The sequence below is a fragment of the Massilia sp. FBCC-B171 genome (assembly GCF_059134155.1).
This window is the reverse complement of the sequence record NZ_CP101443.1, coordinates 2,497,007-2,513,232: the sequence shown is the minus strand read 5'-3', so window position 1 is coordinate 2,513,232 and position 16,226 is coordinate 2,497,007. Positions and strand designations below refer to the sequence as shown.

The window sequence follows — 16,226 nt, the reverse complement described above, 5'->3', positions numbered from 1 at the left end:
AGGCGGGCGCGCGGTGCCGGCGCCCGTCCCGGCATGTCTCACCTCAATTGGAATGCACACATGTCCGAATTAATATTGCAGTCCGTGTACTCCGGAATGCTGCAGGGCGGCTCGTATGCGCTGATCGCCCTGGGCCTGGCGCTGGTATTCGGCGCCATGAAGGTCATCAACCTCGCGCACGGCGAACTGGTGCTGCTGGCCGCCTACATCGCCTACACGGTCGAATCGAAACTGGGCTGGAACCCGGCCGCCGCGATTCCCGTGGCGGTGCTGGTCGTGACGATCACCTCCGCCCTCCTCTATTTCGTGGTTGGCCGCATCAAGACCAACCGTGAAATCAATTCGCTGACCCTGACCTATGGCGTCGGCGTCATCCTGACCAACGTCGTGCTCATGATCTGGAGCGCCGACGTGCGCGCCACCAGTTCGTCCTGGATGCAGGAAGCCTTCGTCGTCGGTGATCTCTACAGCATGCGCAGCGAAGTGCTGTTCTTCTTCGTCTCGCTGGTGCTGATCGTGGCCCTGTGGTGGTGGCTCTCGCGCAGCTGGTATGGCCGCGCGGTGCGCGCCGTCTCGAGCAACCGCGACGCCGCCAAACTCATGGGCATCAATCCGGGCCGCACCGAACTGGTCTCCTTCCTGGTGGCGGGCCTGCTGGCGGCGTTTGCCGGCGTCGCCCTGTTCAGCTATGGCGTCGTCAGCCCGGCAACCGGCAGCGTGCTGACCGTGAAGGCCTTCATCATCACCGTGCTGGCCGGTATCGGCTCGATTCCCGGTGTACTGATCGGCGCGGTTTTGCTCGGCATTGCCGAGTCGCTGACGGTGACGCTCGCCAGCTCGGCCCTGCAGGAATTGGCCGGCATGGGCCTGTTCCTGCTGGTCCTCTTCTTCATGCCTAACGGCTTGTTCGGTGCAGCCGGGAGGCGCGGATGAAAATCAATAAACTGTTGATCGTGGTGCTGGCGGCCACCTATGTCGGCGTGCCGCTGGTACTGGGCGGGAACGCCTACGTCATGAGCCTGGTGATTGCCTCGCTCGTCATCGGCGGCATCGCCCTGTCCTGGGCGCTGCTCGGCAACCTGGGCGGCATGGTGAGCTTCGGCCACGCAGCCTTCTTCGGGGTCGGCGCCTATACCTCGGCCGTGCTGTCGATGAAGTTCGGCGTGCCGGTGTTTATTGGCCTGGTCATGGGCGGCGTCGGGGCGGTGATTTCCGCGCTCCTGATGATGCCGGTGCTGCGCCTGCGCGGTCCCTATTTTGCGCTGGCCATTCTCGCCTACGCCCACATCTTCCGCATCCTGGCCACCGAATGGACCTCGGTCACGGGCGGTTCGGGCGGCATCGCCAGCATTCCGCGCCTGCCGGAACTCTTCGGTGTCGACTTCGGCGGCAAGACCGGCAACTACCTGGTGATCCTGACCATCGTGCTGCTGTTCGCCCTGATTTACGACATGATCCGGCGCAGCCCGCACGGCCTGGCGCTGCGCGCCATGCACGACAGCGAAGATGCAACCCGCGTGGTTGGCGTCAACAACACCCTGCTCAAGGGCCTGATGCTGCTCGTCTCGGCCTTCATGTGCGGCGTGGTCGGCGCTTTCAACGCCCACTACATCAACTTCCTGGAGCCGGATTACGCCTTCAGCGGCCTGTGGGTGACGATCCCGATCGTCGCAGCCATCTTCGGCGGCTACCGCACGATTACCGGCCCGCTGGTGGGCGCGGTCGTGGTGTATCTCGTCGACCAGCTGTTCGTCAAGAACATCATGCCGACGGGGCACCAGCTGGTGCTGGGCGTGGTGCTGGTCGGGATGATCCTGGCGAGTCCCGACGGCCTGTTTGGCCTGGTGAAGAAGTTCATGAGGAAAAAAGATGCTACAGCTTGAAAACGTGACCGTGCGCTTCGGCGGCCTGACTGCCGTGAACGACGTGTCGCTCAACATCGGCACCGGCGACGTGGTCGGCCTGGTCGGCGCCAACGGCGCCGGCAAGACCACGCTGTTCAATGCGATCTCCGGGCTGGTTCGCCCCACGGCCGGCCGCATCGTGTTCAACGGCGTGGACGTATTGAAGGCGCCGATGTACCAGCGGGCCCGCATGGGCATCGGACGCACCTTCCAGATCCCGCAGCCGATGCACGAACTGACCGTGCGCCAGAACCTGCAGGTGGCCCAGCGCTTCGGCACGGGCCGCATCGACGAGCGCCGCATCGACGAAGTGCTCGACTTTACGGGCCTCACGGCCAAGGCCGAGCGCGACGCATCGACCGGCCTGGCGCTGACCGAACTGAAGGCCCTCGAAGTGGCCAAGGCCCTCGCCACCGACCCGAAGCTGCTACTGCTCGACGAAGTGCTGGCTGGCCTGGAGACCAACGGCAAGCGCGCCTTCATGAACATGCTCAAGGGCCTGCACGAGAAATTCTCGGTCGGGATCTGCATCATCGAGCACGACATCGAAACCATCAGCAACCTCTGCCCCCGCGTGGCGGTGCTGAACTTCGGCCAGCTGATCGCCGAAGGCTCGCCGCAGGAAGTGTTCAGCAATCCGGCTGTGGTGAAAAGCTATACGGGAGCCGACCATGCTTGAAATTACCAACCTGCGCGCCGGCTATGGCGCAATCAACGTGCTGTGGGACCTGTCGCTGACTGTCGCCCCCGGCAAGCTGACGACCATCATCGGCCCCAACGGCGCCGGCAAAACCACCCTGCTGCGCGCCATCATGGGCCTGGTGGCGATCAAGCAGGGCTCGATCACGCTCGACGGCAAGCAGCTGGGCGGCACGCCGACCTGGGAAATGCACGATGTCTCGATGGCCATGATTCCCGAAGGGCGCATGGTGTTTCGCGACATGACGGTCGAGGAAAACCTGATGCTGGGCGCCTTCGCGCCCCAGCACCGCTCGAAAGCGGCCGCCAACCTGGAGAAATCCTACCTCATGTTCCCGCGCCTGCGCGAACGGCGCAAGCAGATGGCCGGTTCGCTCTCGGGCGGCGAAGCACAGATGCTGGCCATGGCGCGCGGCCTGATGAGCGACCCGAAGCTGTTGATCATCGACGAGCCCTCGCTGGGCCTGGCGCCGGTGATGGTCAACGAATTGTTCGAAATCCTCGCGCGCCTGAAGGGCGACGGGCGTACCATCGTGCTGGTGGAGCAGAACACCCAGCGCGCGGTCGGCGTCGCGGACCACGTTTACCTGATGCAAAGCGGGAAAGTCGTACTGTCGCAGGCGGCCTCCGAGGTCAGCCTCGACCATCTGCACGATTTGTACTTCGCCCGCTGAACACCCATTCAATAGAGAGAACATCATGACCAAAGCCGCCTTCCACTGGGACGATCCACTCCTCCTGAACAGCCAGCTCACCGACGACGAGCGCATGATCCGCGACGCCGCGTACGCGTATTGCCAGGACAAGCTGCAGCCGCGCATCCTCGAAGCCTTCCGCCACGAGAAGATGGACACTTCCATCTTCCGCGAAATGGGCGAACTCGGCTTGCTGGGCCCGACGATTCCCGAACAGTACGGCGGCCCTGGTCTGAACTACGTCGCCTACGGCCTGATCGCGCGCGAAATCGAGCGCGTCGACTCCGGCTACCGCTCGATGGCCAGCGTGCAGTCCTCGCTCGTCATGGTGCCGATCCACGAGTTCGGCAACGAAGAGACCAAACAGAAATACCTGCCGAAACTGGCCACCGGCGAATGGATCGGCTGCTTCGGCCTCACCGAACCGAACCACGGCTCCGACCCGGGCTCGATGGTCACCCGTGCGCGCAAGGTCGACGGCGGCTACTCGCTGACGGGTTCCAAAATGTGGATCACCAATTCGCCGGTCGCCGACGTGTTCGTGGTCTGGGCCAAGGACGATGAAGGCGCGATCCGCGGCTTCGTGCTGGAGAAGGACTGGAAAGGCTTGTCGGCCCCGGCGATCCACGGCAAGTTCGGCCTGCGCGCTTCCGTCACCGGCGAAATCGTCATGGACAACGTGTTCTGCCCCGAAGAAAACGCCTTCCCGGAAGTGCGCGGACTGAAAGGCCCGTTCACCTGCCTGAACTCGGCACGCTACGGCATCGCCTGGGGCGCGCTGGGTGCGGCCGAAGCCTGCTGGCACACGGCGCGCCAGTACACGCTGGACCGCCAGCAGTTCGGCAAACCGCTGGCTGCGAACCAGCTGGTGCAGAAGAAGCTGGCCGACATGCAGACCGAGATCACGCTTGGCCTGCAGGGCTGCCTGCGCCTGGGACGCATGAAGGATGAAGGCACGGCGGCAGTGGAAATCACCTCGATGATGAAGCGTAATTCCTGCGGCAAGTCGCTGGACATCGCCCGCACGGCACGCGACATGTTGGGCGGGAACGGCATTTCGGACGAATTCGGCATCATCCGCCACATGGTCAACCTGGAAGTCGTGAACACCTATGAAGGCACGCACGACATCCACGCGCTGATCCTGGGCCGTGCGCAGACGGGCATCGCCGCGTTCTGAGCGGGCGCGCGCCCGCGAATCCTGAATCCCTCCACAATGGTGCGATATTGACCATTCAAGCCATGTGGAGGGTGACACCATGAGTCCGCAAGATACCCAGCTTCTGGAAAACTTCCTGAACCAGCTCGTCCAGGTGCGCGGCCTGCCGAAGGATCCCGAGGCAGAGGCCATGATCCAGAAGGCCGTGGCCTACCAGCCCGATGCGGCCTACCTGCTGGTGCAGCGCGCCCTGCTGCAACAGCAGGCGCTCGACAATGCCAAGATGGAGATCGCCAACCTGCAGCGCCAGCTGCAAGGCGGGGCGCAGAACAGCGGTGGTTTCCTCGACCCGAACGCCTGGGGCAACAGCGGCGGCCAGCGCCAGCCGGCGCAAGCCTACGGCAGCCAGGTGCAGCAGCAGTACCCCCAGCACTACCAGCAGCCTTCGCTGGCCAGCCGCGCCAGTAACTTCTTCCGCGGCGGCGTCGGTGGTGGCGGCATGGGCGGCGCGCTCGGGAACATCGCCTCGACCGCGGCCGGCGTCGCAGCCGGCGCCTTCCTGTTCCAGGGCCTGGGCAACCTGCTCGGCCATCACAACCAGGACGGCAACGGCTTCCTCGGCAATAACGACGCCTTCTCTTCCTTGACCTCGCCGATCGAGGACTTCCAGAACAGCGGCAACAGCCTGCTGGGCGACAGCAATACCGACAGCGGCAGTTCGCTGCTGGACGACGCCGGCATGGACACCGACAATTTTGCCGGCGACTCCTACGATGGCGGCTCGGACCACCTGGCCTAGCAAAGGGGCGGCGTGTTAACATAGCGCGCCGCCACCCTTTTTGCAGAATCTATGCCGCTTCACATCTCCCGGATCCTGCATGCCGGTTATGTCTTCGAATGCGAAGGCAGCCGGATCGCGTTCGACACGATCTTCGAGAATCCCTTCAGCCGCAACTGCCACGCCTTCCCACAGGTCGCATTCGACCGCGACAAGATCCGCCAGTTGCGTTTCGATGCCGTCTTCATCTCGCACTTCCACGACGACCACTGCTCCTTAGAGAGCCTGGCCCTGCTCGACCGCGCGACGCCCCTCTATATATACTGCATCTTCGACGAGCTGTTCGCGATGGTGCGCGAACTTGGTTTCGTCAACGTGCAAGCCCTGCGGATCGACACGCCGGTGACGGCCGGCGCAATCACGGTCACGCCACGCATCGCGATGGACCCGGATGTCGACTCGATGTTCCAGGTCGAGGCGGCCGGCCTGAAGGTGCTCAATGTCGTCGACTCCTGGATCGACCCGGACACGCTGCCGGCGCTCGCCGCGCACGGCCCATGGGACGTGGTGCTGTGGCCCTTCCAGACCATGCGCGAGATGGAGGTGCTGTCGCCCTCGCGCACGTCACCAGCGCCGGCCACCGTGCCCGCAGAATGGATCGAGGAACTCACAGCGCTCGCTCCGCGCTTCATCGTGCCGAGCTCCTGCCAGTTCTTGCAGGAGAGCTGGTCCTGGTACAACCATTCCTTCTTCCCGATCAGCTATTGCCAGTTCGAAGCCGAGATTGGCGCAGCGCTGCCGCAGGCGCGCGTGGTGCGCATGAATCCCTCGGTAACGATGCGGCTCGATGCGGATGGCTTGACGCCGGCGGCGCCGCTCGACTGGGTGCTGCCGGTGGGTGAGCAGGATGTGGACTACGACTACGATCCGCAGGCCGTTCCGCCAGCAACGAGCGAGATCGCGCGCCGCTTCCCGGCCTTGAGCCTTGACCAAGCCGCGCGGGTGGACGGCTACTGCCGCGCAGGCCTGCTCGAAAAATACCGCGGCATGGAACTGCCCGAGGACAGCTTCTTCGAGCAGCCGCGCCTCTGGCGCCTTTCCGTGTTCGACCGCGCGGGTACAGAAACGCAGTACCACTACCGCGTCGAGAAAGACAGCATCGGCCTCGTCGCTGCCGCCGCCCCGCTCTCCTGGACCACCGAGATCCCGGCTGCCAAGTTGTACGCGGCCCTTGAACTGGGCGAATCCCTGACCTCGATGTACATGCGGATCAACGACACGCGCTTCGACGACGCCACCGAAGCGGACCTCGACACGGCCGAACTGGTCGACGACCCCTTGATCCGCTGCCTCTTCAACGACGCCTTCGGCGCCTACCAGGCCGCGCAACTCCTCCGGCTGAAAGAATCACCATGACGATCACCATCCTGCCTTTCCGGGCGACCCTCGAACAAAGCTGCGACTGGCTGGAGCAGGAGCTCGGCACGCCCTGGACCCTGGCCCGCCTGATCGAGTACGGCATGACGCCCTGGGTCTGGCTCGACTATGATGCGGCCTTTCCGGAACTCTTCGGCGACGCCAACGGCGGCTATGCCGCGCCGATCTTCTTCGAAGGCGACACCGCGCGCCTGGCGGCAGGCAGCGAGGACGTCCTGATCACAATCACCAAGGACGCCTACAAGATCGTGACGACGCTGCCCGCACCGGGCTTCCGGCGCGAGCTCCACGAACTGCGCTTCCTGAAAAAGGAACTGGAGAAACTGGTCAAGACCGTCAAGCGTGCCGCCGAGCCGCCTGCGGAACCGAAGCCGCCGACGGAATCGACGGCCGGCATCTACAAGGAACAGGTGATCGCCGCGTTTGGTGGCCTGGCCAAGCTCGACCTCGACGCGGCCTTGACCAGCGCCGGCGGCATCTTCGGCGACGAAGGTGCGCGCATCAAGGCCAGCACCAAGAAGGCGAAATCGAAGATCGTCTGGAATCCTGTCGTGCTGGCGCTCGGCCTGCACGACGTCCACCGGGTGCCGCTGCGCAGTCTGAAACGCGCGTTTGACGCCAACGCCTTCCTCGATCCATGGCATGCCGAATGGGAGCGCAGCCTGGCGCTCCTCGGGCATTAAGCTGTCACGTACGGTTCACCGACACCCCGCCATCGATTAGCAGGCATGAACCGGTGCTGAAGCTCGACGCATCGGAAGCCAGGTAGAGCGCCGCGCGCGAGATTTCCTCGGGCCGGGCAATGCGCTTGAGGGCGTACAGGCTTTGTATGAAGGCCAGCGCCTCCGGCGTATTCGCGGTCTCCCGCCCCATGGGTGTGTCGACGCCGCCTGGCAGCAAGACGTTCGCGCGGATACCGCGGGTGCCATACTCGACGGCGATAACCTGCATCAGGCCGGTCAATCCAGCCTTGCTGGCGGCATAGGCGCCCATCCCGGGAAAGCCGGCGGTGCTGCCGACGAAGCTCGAGGTAAAAATGATCGAGCCGCCGCCGCGCTTCACCATGGCCGGCAACTGGTACTTCGCGCCCAGGAAGGATCCTGTCAGGTTGGTGTCGAGCGTGGCTTGCCAGGTATCGAGCGGGATGTCGGCCACCGGCGCAGTCTGGCCCGTGGTGCCGGCATTGTTGAATGCGATGTCGAGCCCGCCGAAGCGCTCGACTGCCGTCTCCACCAGGGCGCGTGCAAGCTGCTCGTCCCGGATGTCGCCGGCGATAGCGACCGCAACGCCGCCCTCGCGCTCGATCTCCGTGACCAGCTTGGCGAGCTCGCTCTGGCGGCGCGCGGTGACGACAAGCTGCGCGCCTTCGCTGGCGAACAACCTGGCCGTCGCGTAGCCGATGCCCGAACTGGCGCCGGTGACGATGGCGACTTTTCCCGATAGCTGATGCATGGTCTTCCTCCTGATGATGTGGGTAACATCGTCAGGATGAAGGCTTCGTCCAGTGCGCTCTATCCGTTCCTTGCTTTCGAAACGCCGCCAGATCAGCAGGCGGTGGGCTTCACTCGCTCGACTTCCAGCCCGAAGAAGGGCCGCAGGCGCGTGCCGAGCACGTTGCCGGCAAAGGCGAAGACCAGCCACAGCCAGCCATGCAGGCTGCCCGACACGATGCCGCTGAAGTAGGCGCCGATGTTGCAGCCATAGGCGAGGCGCGCGCCATAGCCGAGCAGCAGGCCGCCGGCGACCGCGGCAAGGACCGAGCGCAGGGGCAGGCGCCAGACCGGTGCGTAGCGCCCGGCCAGTGCCGCGGCCAGCATCGCGCCGAGCACGATTCCGATGTCCATTACCGTGGTCACGTCCTGCGACAAGGGAGCCGCCAGCGCCGCGGCGTTGGCCTTGGTCGACCAGTAGGTCCAGCTGGCGATGTCGATCCCGATAAAGGAAGCGGCCTTGGCGCCCCACAGCGCAAAGGCCGAGGTAACGCCCCAGGGCCGGCCGGCCAGCGCCAGGGTCGCGAAATTGAGCAGCACCAGCGCCAGCGCGCCGGCCACCAGCGGCCAAGGGCCATGCAGCCATGGCGAACCGTGCGGCGGCTGCTCGTGCGACGCGACCAGCCGTCCATGGCGGCGTTTTTCGACGATGACGGTGATGGCCGCAATGGCCGCGAATACGGTCCAGTTGAGCAGCAGCGCCGGTGTCAGGCCCAGCGTCTTGACCAGCGAGATTGGCGCGAGCTGCGGCAGCGAGGTCCAGAACGGCATGTGCGCGGTGCCGATGACCGAGCCGATGATGAAAAAGACCAGCGTCACGATCATGCGCGTGCTGCCGCCGCCGACCGTGTACAGGGTGCCGGAGGCGCAGCCGCCGCCCAGCTGCATGCCGATGCCGAAGATGAAAGCGCCGATGACGACCGAGGTGCCGGCCGGCGACACCAGTCCCGAGACCGGATTGCCGAACAGGGTGCCGGCGGCCAGCGCCGGGAAGAACAGCGCCACGCCGACGGCCAGCATCAGCATCTGCGCGCGCAACCCGGCGCCGCGGCCGTCGGCGATGAAGACGCGCCATGCCGAGGTGAAGCCGAAGGCGGCGTGGTACAAGGCCAGGCCGAGCAGCGCGCCGACCACGAACAGCATGGCCTGCTTCGGACCGACGGCGCCGGTGAGGTACCAGGCGCCGAGCAGGATCAGGATCAGGGACACGCCGAGCGGCGTCGGATTCATGCCGGCGCCGGGGCGCAGGCTTGGAATAGCGGTAGAAGACATGGCGGGAGTTCCCAATGAACGGCGTAACCCGCCATTTTCGCGCATTTCGCGCTTCTCTGCAGGCGAAGCCGCCGCCCGCCGTCAAGCTTCCTCGAACTCCGCCTTCGCCGCCAGGAAGCGCCGCAATGCCGTCTCCGGGTCGAGCCCGGCCATCATCAGGTTGACCACTTCCTTCTTGTCGCTCGACGTAATGTTCTTGCACGCCTCGCGGTGCGCGCTGAAGTAGGCATACCAGGACACTTCGGCCGGCCGCTCCTTGCGCGGTTTCAGGCGCGCCGGCACGCGGGCTTTCGCGGCTTTGACATAGGCGGCCAGCTGCGCCGGCGCCGCCGCCCAGTCGAAGGCAGCGGCCGCGCGCCGTTCGGCGTCACGATCGCCGTCGGCGCCTGGCAGCGGATGCGCGGCCAGGCTGGCCAGGTCCGGATACCCGTTCTCCTTGCAAAACTCGGACACGAAGCGCAGCTTCATGGCCATGCCGAGCACTTCGGCGCGGCCCATCTCGGCATCCTTCGGATCGAGAAAACGCCCCAGCTCGAGCAGCTCGGCATAGCCGATCAGCGCGGCGCCATTCTTCTTTACATGGTGCAGCAGCGCCTCGACGAGCCGGGCGCCGATGGCGATGTCGTTCAGGGTGATCTGGGTGGTCGGGTCGAATGCGTCAGTCATCAGAACCATGCATCCTGCATGTCGAGGGTGGTCGTGTCGACCGTCGCCAATAGCGCAAGCTGCTGCTCGGCCTTCGGCAATTCCCAGTTGAAGAAATAGCGGCAGGCCTGCAGTTTGCCGCGGTAGAAGTCGCCCTCGCCCTCGACCGCCACCAGTGCCTTCTCAAGCCACATCCAGGCGATCACCACGTGCCCGACCGCTTCCAAGTACAAGCTGGCATTGGCCAGGGTCTTGTTCATGTCGCCGGCGCCGTACAGCGTCGCCGTGACCTGGCCGATACGCTGCCACAGTGCTTCGAGCTGGCCGGCATACGCCTGCAAGTCGGCATTGTCCGCCGTGCGCGCCTTGCCGATGGTGGCCGCCACTTCCTCGTTGACGGCCTTGAACAAGGCGCCCTGCTGGATCGAGACCTTGCGTCCCAACAGGTCGAGCCCGTGGATGCCGTGGGTGCCTTCGTGGATCGCGTTGAGGCGGTTGTCGCGGTAGAACTGCTCGACATTGTATTCGCGTGTGTAGCCATAGCCGCCGTGGACCTGGATCGCCAGGCTGTTCGCTTCGAGGCACCACTGCGAAGGCCAGGACTTGGCGATCGGCGTCAGGAAGTCGAGCAGCATGCCGGCGCGCGTTTGCGCCTCGACCGACTCGCCGGTGCGCTGCTCGTCGACCAGCCTGGCGCAGTACAGGATCAGCGCCAGCGCGCCTTCTGTGTAGGCTTTCTGGGCCAGCAGCATGCGGCGCACGTCGGTATGTTCGATGATCGCGACCTGCGGTTTCGCCGGGTCCTTCTCGGCCGGAGGGCGTCCCTGCGGGCGATTCCTCGCATAGTCGAGCGCGTGCAGATAGCCGGTGATCCCGAGCACGGTCGCGCCCAGGCCGACGCCGATGCGCGCTTCGTTCATCATGTGGAACATGTTGGCCAGGCCCTTGTGCGGCTCGCCCACCAGGTAGCCGATCGCGCCGGCCCGCCCGTCAGGCTTGTACTTGCCTTCGCCGAAATTGAGCAGGCAGTTGGTCGTGCCGCGGTTGCCCATCTTGTGGTTCAGGCCCGCCAGCGCGATGTCGTTGCGCTCGCCGAGCGAGCCATCTTCGTTGACCAGGTATTTAGGCACGATGAACAGCGAAATCCCCTTCACGCCCGGGATCAGCTTGCCGTCCGGGCCGGGAATCTTGGCCAGCACCAGGTGCACGATGTTCTCGGCCAGCTCATGTTCGCCGGCGGAGATCCACATCTTGTTGCCGCGCAGCCGGTACTGGCGCTCGCCTTCGGGGCCATCGACCGCGTCAGGCTCGGCGCGCGTCGTGATGTCCGACAGGCTGGAGCCGGCCTGCGGCTCGGACAGGCACATGGTGCCGAAGAAGCGGCCCGCCAGCTGGGGACGCACAAAACGCTCAACCTGGCGCGGCGTCGCCGTTTTCAGGAGCGTGTTCGCGTTGCCCATCGTGAGGAAGGTGTACGAAGAGGTCGAGACGTTCGCGGCCGGGAACCAGGCGCCGACTGCCTTCTCGACCACGCAGGGCAACTGCATGCCTTCGTAGTCGTAGTCCTGGCCCGCCGCCAACAGGCCCGCCGCGCAGAAGGCATCGAGCGCGGTTTTGACTTCCGGGATGATCGCGACACGCTCGCCATCGAAATGCGGCTCCTTCGCATCGCTCTTCTTGTTATGCGTGGCGTAGAGATCGGTCGCGATCTGCTGGGCGGTATCCAATGCCGCGTCGAAGGTCTCGCGGCTGTGGTCCTGGTAGCGCGGGCGCGTCGTCAGCGACTCGACATTGAGCCATTCGTAGAGCAGGAAGTCGATGTCGCGGCGGTTCAGGATGGTTGATTCCATGGTGTCCCCTGTTGTTATCGTTTGGTCTACTGCAAGGATAACCGATCCGGCATCCACATGCGAAGGGGGCGCCGGCTCCCTGTCCGCCTGGCGGCCTTGCCCGCAGATCTAGGCTATAGTATTTGATACGACCACGCGTCGGCGCCCTGCCCGCAGAGCGCTGAGCACTACTATTTGAGCCAAGACCATGACCCAAACAACCGCGCCCGACACCGCCCTCCCCCTCGACATGACCATCTTCGGGGGCATGGGCGACCTGGCCATGCGCAAGCTGCTGCCGGCGCTGTACATGGCTTACCTGCACGGTAACCTGCCGCCTTCGACCCGCATCCTCTCCACCGGCCGCCAGGAGCTGGCGCGCGACGCCTACCTGGCCCACGTCGAGGCCCATTCGCGCGCCTTCATCGCGCCCGAGAACTTCAACGACAAGACCTGGGACGGCTTCCTGCGCCTGCTGGAGTACGTCGTGCTCGACGTGCAGGCCGCGCCCGACTTCGGCAACCTCGCCGCCGCCTCGCGTCCTGGCGCCGAGCGCGTGTTCTACCTGTCGACCGCGCCCGCGCTGTTCACCACGATCTGCGACAAGCTGGCTGCATCCGGCCTGGTCGACGCCAATGCGCGCGTGGTGCTGGAAAAGCCGCTCGGCACCGACCTCGCCTCGGCGATCGAGATTAACGAAGCAGTGGGCAAGCACTTTGCCGAGTCGCAGATCTACCGGATCGACCATTACCTCGGTAAGGAGACGGTGCAGAACCTGATGGTGCTGCGCTTCGGGAATTCGATCCTGGAACCGATCTGGCGTGCGCCGAACATCTCGAGCGTGCAGATTACGGTGGCCGAGGAAGTGGGCGTGGGCAGCCGCGCGGGCTTCTACGATGGCACCGGCGCGATGCGCGACATGGTCCAGAACCACCTGCTGCAGCTGCTGTGCATCGTCGCGATGGAGCCGCCGACCTCGCTCGCGCCGGACGCCGTGCGCGACGAGAAGCTGAAAGTGCTGCGCTCGCTGCGCCGCTTCGGCCTGGCCGACATCGCGCGCGACACGGTGCGTGGGCAGTACGGTCACGGCGTCTCGGGCAACCAGGAAGTGCCGGGCTACCTCGAAGAGCGCAACGTGCCGCCGGAATCTAACACCGAGACGTTTGTCGCCTTGCGCGCCCACGTCGACACCTGGCGCTGGTCGAAGGTGCCGTTCTACCTGCGCACGGGTAAGCGCATGGCGCGCCGTTCGTCGAAGATCGTCATCGAATTCGCGAATCCCCCCTTCCCGCTGTTCCCGGGCGCGCCGGGCGGCGTCGCCAACCGCCTCGTCATCGAACTGCAGCCCGAGGAAGCGATCAAGCTGCAGATCATGGCCAAGGAACCCGGCAGCGGCATGCACATGCAGCAGGTGGCGCTGAACCTCGACCTGCAGTCGGCCTTCCAGCAGCGCCGCGCCGAAGCCTACGAACGCCTCCTGATCGACGTGGTGCGCGGCCGCCTGACCCACTTCATGCGGCGCGACGAACTCGAAGCCGCATGGTCCTGGGCCGATCCGATCATCGAGGGCTGGGGCAAGCTGGGCGAAAAGCCGCACACGTATGCCGCCGGTTCCTGGGGGCCATCGGAGTCGTTCGCCCTGCTGGCGCGCGACGGGTTCAGCTGGGTGGAGTAAACGCCTCCCGCCCTCGAATCTTGAGCCGATAATACATACGTGAAAGATTCAGTAGTAAAATACATCCCTGTAACCGATTCAGACGGTTACCCGCGCCCGGCGACATCGCGTCGCCGGGCAGCATGAGCCGCGTCGACGAGACTTCGACTACCTCCGAGCTCCACCAAGCTGGCCATGAGAAACCAGCCAATCTGTCCTTTCAACTCCCTGCTGTCGTCGTCTCAGTTCAAGATTCGGATATCTCATGCGTAAACTGCTTCCCGTTTTAGTCTCTTGCTCGCTCCTCGCCGCCTGCGAAAAGGCCCCTCCCGCATCCAATGAACAGCCGGTCGACGTGCTGCTGGTCGGCGCCGGCGTGATGAGCGCGACCCTCGGCTCCATGCTCACCGAGCTCGATCCAGACCTGAAGATCGAGATGGTCGAGCGCCTCGATTCGGTCGCCGCCGAAAGCTCGGACGCGATGAACAATGCCGGCACCGGCCACTCTGCTTTTGCGGAACTGAACTACACGCCCGAAGGCGCGGACGGCAGCATCGAAACGAAAAAGGCCGTCGACATCAACGAACAGTTCGAAGTGTCGAAGCAGTTCTGGGCCTACCAGGTCAACAAGGGCTACCTGCCGCCGGCGCAAGCCTTCATTAACAATGTGCCGCACATGAGTTTCGTGTGGGGCGATGAGAACATCGCTTTCCTGCGCAAGCGCTACGCCGCCCTGCAGCAGGAAAACCTGTTCAAGGGCATGCAGTTCAGCGAAGACTACGACCAGATCCGCCAGTGGGCGCCGCTGGTGATGAATGGCCGCGACAAGACGCAGAAGGTTGCCGCGACCCGCATGGACATCGGCACCGACGTCAACTTCGGTACGCTCACCCGCTCGATGGTGAAAACCCTGACCGAAAAAAAAGGCATGACCCTGCAGTTGCGCCATGAAGTGCGCGATATCCAGCGCGGCGCCGACGGCATCTGGAACGTCTCGATCAAGGACCTGGCGAACGACAAGCTGCAGACCGTGCGCGCTAAGTTCGTCTTCATCGGCGCCGGCGGCGGTTCGCTGCCGCTGCTGGAAAAGTCGGGCATCCCGGAAGCGAAGGGCTATGGCGGCGTGCCGGTCGGCGGCCAGTTCCTGGTGACGAACAATCCGGAGCTCGTCAACCAGCACCATGCGAAAGTCTATGGCAAGGCCTCGGTCGGCTCGCCGCCAATGTCGGTGCCCCACCTCGACACGCGCGTCATCGACGGCAAGAAGACCCTGTTGTTCGGACCATTCGCGACTTTCTCGACCAAGTTCCTGAAGAACGGTTCCTGGATCGACCTGCCGGGCTCGATGGGCACGGGTAACGTGCGTCCGATGCTGCAAGCCGGCATCGATAACATCCCGCTCACCAAATACCTGGTCGAGCAGGTGATGCTCAATCCTGAAGACCGCCTGGCGACCCTGCGCGAATACCTGCCGAACGCGAAGCTGGAAGACTGGACCCTGGCCACCGCCGGCCAGCGCGTCCAGATCGTCAAGGACACGCCGAAGGGCGGCCTGCTGCAGTTCGGCACCGAGGTCGTGGGCGCGGCCGACGGCAGCATCGTCGCCCTGCTGGGCGCCTCGCCCGGCGCCTCGACCGCCGCGCCGATCATGCTCAAGGTGATCGCCCAGTCAGCGTTCAAGGGCCAGCTGGCGACGCCGGCATGGCAGGCGAAGATGAAGGAAATGGTGCCTTCGTATGGCCAGAAGTTGAATAGCGACCCGGCGCTCGCCAACCGCGTGCGCCAGGCCAGCAGCAAGGCGCTCGGCCTGAAGGCGTTCACGCTCGACGAACCGGCCGTCGTCGCGCAGCAGTAAACCGCAGGTGTAGGCCAAGCAGCCCCTGTTCGCAGGGGCTTTTTTACTTCGGGCAGGCGGCGGGCGCGTATCATTGCGCGTTCCGCCGCGTTTTTTACCAAAGGTAGTTACAGTGTTCGATGTTCTCTCGCTCGACATGGGCGCTGCCATGAAGACCCTCGTGCTCACGCTCGACCTGGTCGGCACCTTCGTCTTCGCCTTGAGTGGCGCCACCGCCGGCGCACGCCGCCGCCTTGACATCTTTGGCGTGCTGGTGCTGTCCTTCGTGGCCGCCAACTCGGGCGGCATCGTGCGCGACCTGCTGATCGGCGCGACGCCGCCGGCTGCGATCAGCGACTGGCGCTATCTGGCCGTCTCGATGCTGGCCGGCGTCGTCATCTTCTTCTGGTACCCGATCATTAACCGCCTGCGTTCGCCGGTCCTGTTCTTCGACAGCGTCGGCCTGGCCCTGTTTTGCGTGGCGGGCGCGCAAAAGGCGCTGGTCTACGGCCTGGAACCAGTGATGGCGGCCCTGCTCGGCATGCTGACGGGGATTGGCGGGGGCATCGCGCGCGACGTGCTGCTCTCGAACGTGCCGGCCGTGTTCAGGTCGGACATCTACGCCGTCGCGGCGCTGGCCGGTGCATCGGTCGTCGTGATCGGCGACGCGCTGCAGCTGCCGACCACCGCCACCGCGGTGGCCGGCGCCCTGCTGTGCTTCGGCCTGCGCATGGTGGCGGTCAAATATGACTGGCACCTGCCGCGTGCGCGCGTGCCGGAACATACGGGCAACCAGCGCGAAGCGGACGAGCGGGACGACAACCGCTGAG

The 16,226-nt window shown here is 64.9% G+C and carries 15 protein-coding genes; 11 read left to right on the top strand and 4 right to left on the bottom strand.

The features are described 5' to 3' along the window. The first annotated feature begins 60 nt into the window (after nt 1–60). The 8 genes from NMB41_RS11405 (at nt 61) to NMB41_RS11370 (ending at nt 7,355) form a co-directional block, all read left to right on the top strand. On the top strand, nt 61–933 hold the full coding sequence (locus tag NMB41_RS11405; RefSeq protein ID WP_494382557.1) for a branched-chain amino acid ABC transporter permease: 873 nt from the start codon (nt 61–63) through the stop codon (nt 931–933). Further along, nucleotides 930–1,883 (top strand): branched-chain amino acid ABC transporter permease, encoded by a 954-nt coding sequence (locus NMB41_RS11400; RefSeq protein WP_494382556.1) that lies wholly within the window; start codon nt 930–932, stop codon nt 1,881–1,883. The genes NMB41_RS11405 and NMB41_RS11400 overlap by 4 nt, the downstream gene beginning before the upstream one ends. Then, entirely contained in the window at nt 1,870–2,583 is a 714-nt protein-coding gene (locus tag NMB41_RS11395) for an ABC transporter ATP-binding protein (protein WP_494382555.1), read from the top strand. Before NMB41_RS11400 ends, NMB41_RS11395 begins: the two co-directional genes overlap by 14 nt. After that, the gene (locus NMB41_RS11390) at nt 2,576–3,277 is read left to right on the top strand and encodes an ABC transporter ATP-binding protein (RefSeq protein WP_494382554.1); all 702 of its coding nucleotides are present in this window, start codon (nt 2,576–2,578) and stop codon (nt 3,275–3,277) included. The genes NMB41_RS11395 and NMB41_RS11390 overlap by 8 nt, the downstream gene beginning before the upstream one ends. Before the next feature lie 25 nt (nt 3,278–3,302). Beyond that, nucleotides 3,303–4,478 carry an acyl-CoA dehydrogenase gene (locus NMB41_RS11385; protein WP_494382553.1) on the top strand — a complete coding sequence of 392 codons (1,176 nt, stop codon included), beginning with the start codon at nt 3,303–3,305 and terminating at the stop codon, nt 4,476–4,478. Nucleotides 4,479–4,557: 79 nt separating this feature from the next. Next, on the top strand, nt 4,558–5,256 hold the full coding sequence (locus tag NMB41_RS11380; protein WP_494382552.1) for a DUF2076 domain-containing protein: 699 nt from the start codon (nt 4,558–4,560) through the stop codon (nt 5,254–5,256). 51 nt (nt 5,257–5,307) lie between these two features. Then, a complete protein-coding gene (locus NMB41_RS11375) occupies nt 5,308–6,651 on the top strand; it encodes an MBL fold metallo-hydrolase (protein WP_494382551.1) in 1,344 nt (447 codons plus the stop codon). Further along, nucleotides 6,648–7,355, top strand: a complete 708-nt coding sequence (locus NMB41_RS11370) for a hypothetical protein (protein WP_494382550.1) — start codon at nt 6,648–6,650, stop codon at nt 7,353–7,355. Before NMB41_RS11375 ends, NMB41_RS11370 begins: the two co-directional genes overlap by 4 nt. Before the next feature lie 4 nt (nt 7,356–7,359). On the opposite strand, the gene NMB41_RS11365 is transcribed toward NMB41_RS11370, so the two are convergent. From NMB41_RS11365 to NMB41_RS11350, 4 genes are all read right to left on the bottom strand, one after another. After that, nucleotides 7,360–8,124 carry an SDR family oxidoreductase gene (locus NMB41_RS11365; RefSeq protein ID WP_494382549.1) on the bottom strand — a complete coding sequence of 255 codons (765 nt, stop codon included), beginning with the start codon at nt 8,122–8,124 and terminating at the stop codon, nt 7,360–7,362. 92 nt (nt 8,125–8,216) lie between these two features. Then, nucleotides 8,217–9,434, bottom strand: coding sequence for a YeeE/YedE family protein (locus NMB41_RS11360; protein WP_494382548.1), 1,218 nt, complete (start codon nt 9,432–9,434; stop codon nt 8,217–8,219). A gap of 81 nt (nt 9,435–9,515) precedes the next feature. Next, complete coding sequence (locus NMB41_RS11355; protein WP_494382547.1) at nt 9,516–10,100, bottom strand: hypothetical protein; 585 nt, start codon at nt 10,098–10,100, stop codon at nt 9,516–9,518. Next, a complete protein-coding gene (locus NMB41_RS11350; RefSeq protein WP_494382546.1) occupies nt 10,100–11,929 on the bottom strand; it encodes an acyl-CoA dehydrogenase in 1,830 nt (609 codons plus the stop codon). Before NMB41_RS11350 ends, NMB41_RS11355 begins: the two co-directional genes overlap by 1 nt. A gap of 187 nt (nt 11,930–12,116) precedes the next feature. Here NMB41_RS11350 and zwf point away from each other — a divergent pair, with 187 nt between their 5' ends. The 3 genes from zwf to NMB41_RS11335 all read left to right on the top strand — a co-directional run bounded on the left by zwf (nt 12,117) and on the right by NMB41_RS11335 (nt 16,225). Then, the gene (gene zwf / locus NMB41_RS11345; RefSeq protein WP_494382545.1) at nt 12,117–13,583 is read left to right on the top strand and encodes a glucose-6-phosphate dehydrogenase; all 1,467 of its coding nucleotides are present in this window, start codon (nt 12,117–12,119) and stop codon (nt 13,581–13,583) included. 244 nt (nt 13,584–13,827) lie between these two features. Further along, nucleotides 13,828–15,417 (top strand): malate dehydrogenase (quinone), encoded by a 1,590-nt coding sequence (gene mqo, locus NMB41_RS11340; RefSeq protein WP_494382544.1) that lies wholly within the window; start codon nt 13,828–13,830, stop codon nt 15,415–15,417. 112 nt (nt 15,418–15,529) lie between these two features. Beyond that, on the top strand, nt 15,530–16,225 hold the full coding sequence (locus tag NMB41_RS11335) for a trimeric intracellular cation channel family protein (RefSeq protein ID WP_494382543.1): 696 nt from the start codon (nt 15,530–15,532) through the stop codon (nt 16,223–16,225). Nucleotide 16,226: the final 1 nt, after the last annotated feature.

Coding starts and splice junctions, on each gene's coding strand:
- NMB41_RS11405 (WP_494382557.1), top strand. CDS start 61: ATGTCCGAATTAATATTGCAGTCCGTGTACTCCGGAATGCTGCAGGGC.
- NMB41_RS11400 (WP_494382556.1), top strand. CDS start 930: ATGAAAATCAATAAACTGTTGATCGTGGTGCTGGCGGCCACCTATGTC.
- NMB41_RS11395 (WP_494382555.1), top strand. CDS start 1,870: ATGCTACAGCTTGAAAACGTGACCGTGCGCTTCGGCGGCCTGACTGCC.
- NMB41_RS11390 (WP_494382554.1), top strand. CDS start 2,576: ATGCTTGAAATTACCAACCTGCGCGCCGGCTATGGCGCAATCAACGTG.
- NMB41_RS11385 (WP_494382553.1), top strand. CDS start 3,303: ATGACCAAAGCCGCCTTCCACTGGGACGATCCACTCCTCCTGAACAGC.
- NMB41_RS11380 (WP_494382552.1), top strand. CDS start 4,558: ATGAGTCCGCAAGATACCCAGCTTCTGGAAAACTTCCTGAACCAGCTC.
- NMB41_RS11375 (WP_494382551.1), top strand. CDS start 5,308: ATGCCGCTTCACATCTCCCGGATCCTGCATGCCGGTTATGTCTTCGAA.
- NMB41_RS11370 (WP_494382550.1), top strand. CDS start 6,648: ATGACGATCACCATCCTGCCTTTCCGGGCGACCCTCGAACAAAGCTGC.
- NMB41_RS11365 (WP_494382549.1), bottom strand. CDS start 8,124: ATGCATCAGCTATCGGGAAAAGTCGCCATCGTCACCGGCGCCAGTTCG.
- NMB41_RS11360 (WP_494382548.1), bottom strand. CDS start 9,434: ATGTCTTCTACCGCTATTCCAAGCCTGCGCCCCGGCGCCGGCATGAAT.
- NMB41_RS11355 (WP_494382547.1), bottom strand. CDS start 10,100: ATGACTGACGCATTCGACCCGACCACCCAGATCACCCTGAACGACATC.
- NMB41_RS11350 (WP_494382546.1), bottom strand. CDS start 11,929: ATGGAATCAACCATCCTGAACCGCCGCGACATCGACTTCCTGCTCTAC.
- zwf (WP_494382545.1), top strand. CDS start 12,117: ATGACCCAAACAACCGCGCCCGACACCGCCCTCCCCCTCGACATGACC.
- mqo (WP_494382544.1), top strand. CDS start 13,828: ATGCGTAAACTGCTTCCCGTTTTAGTCTCTTGCTCGCTCCTCGCCGCC.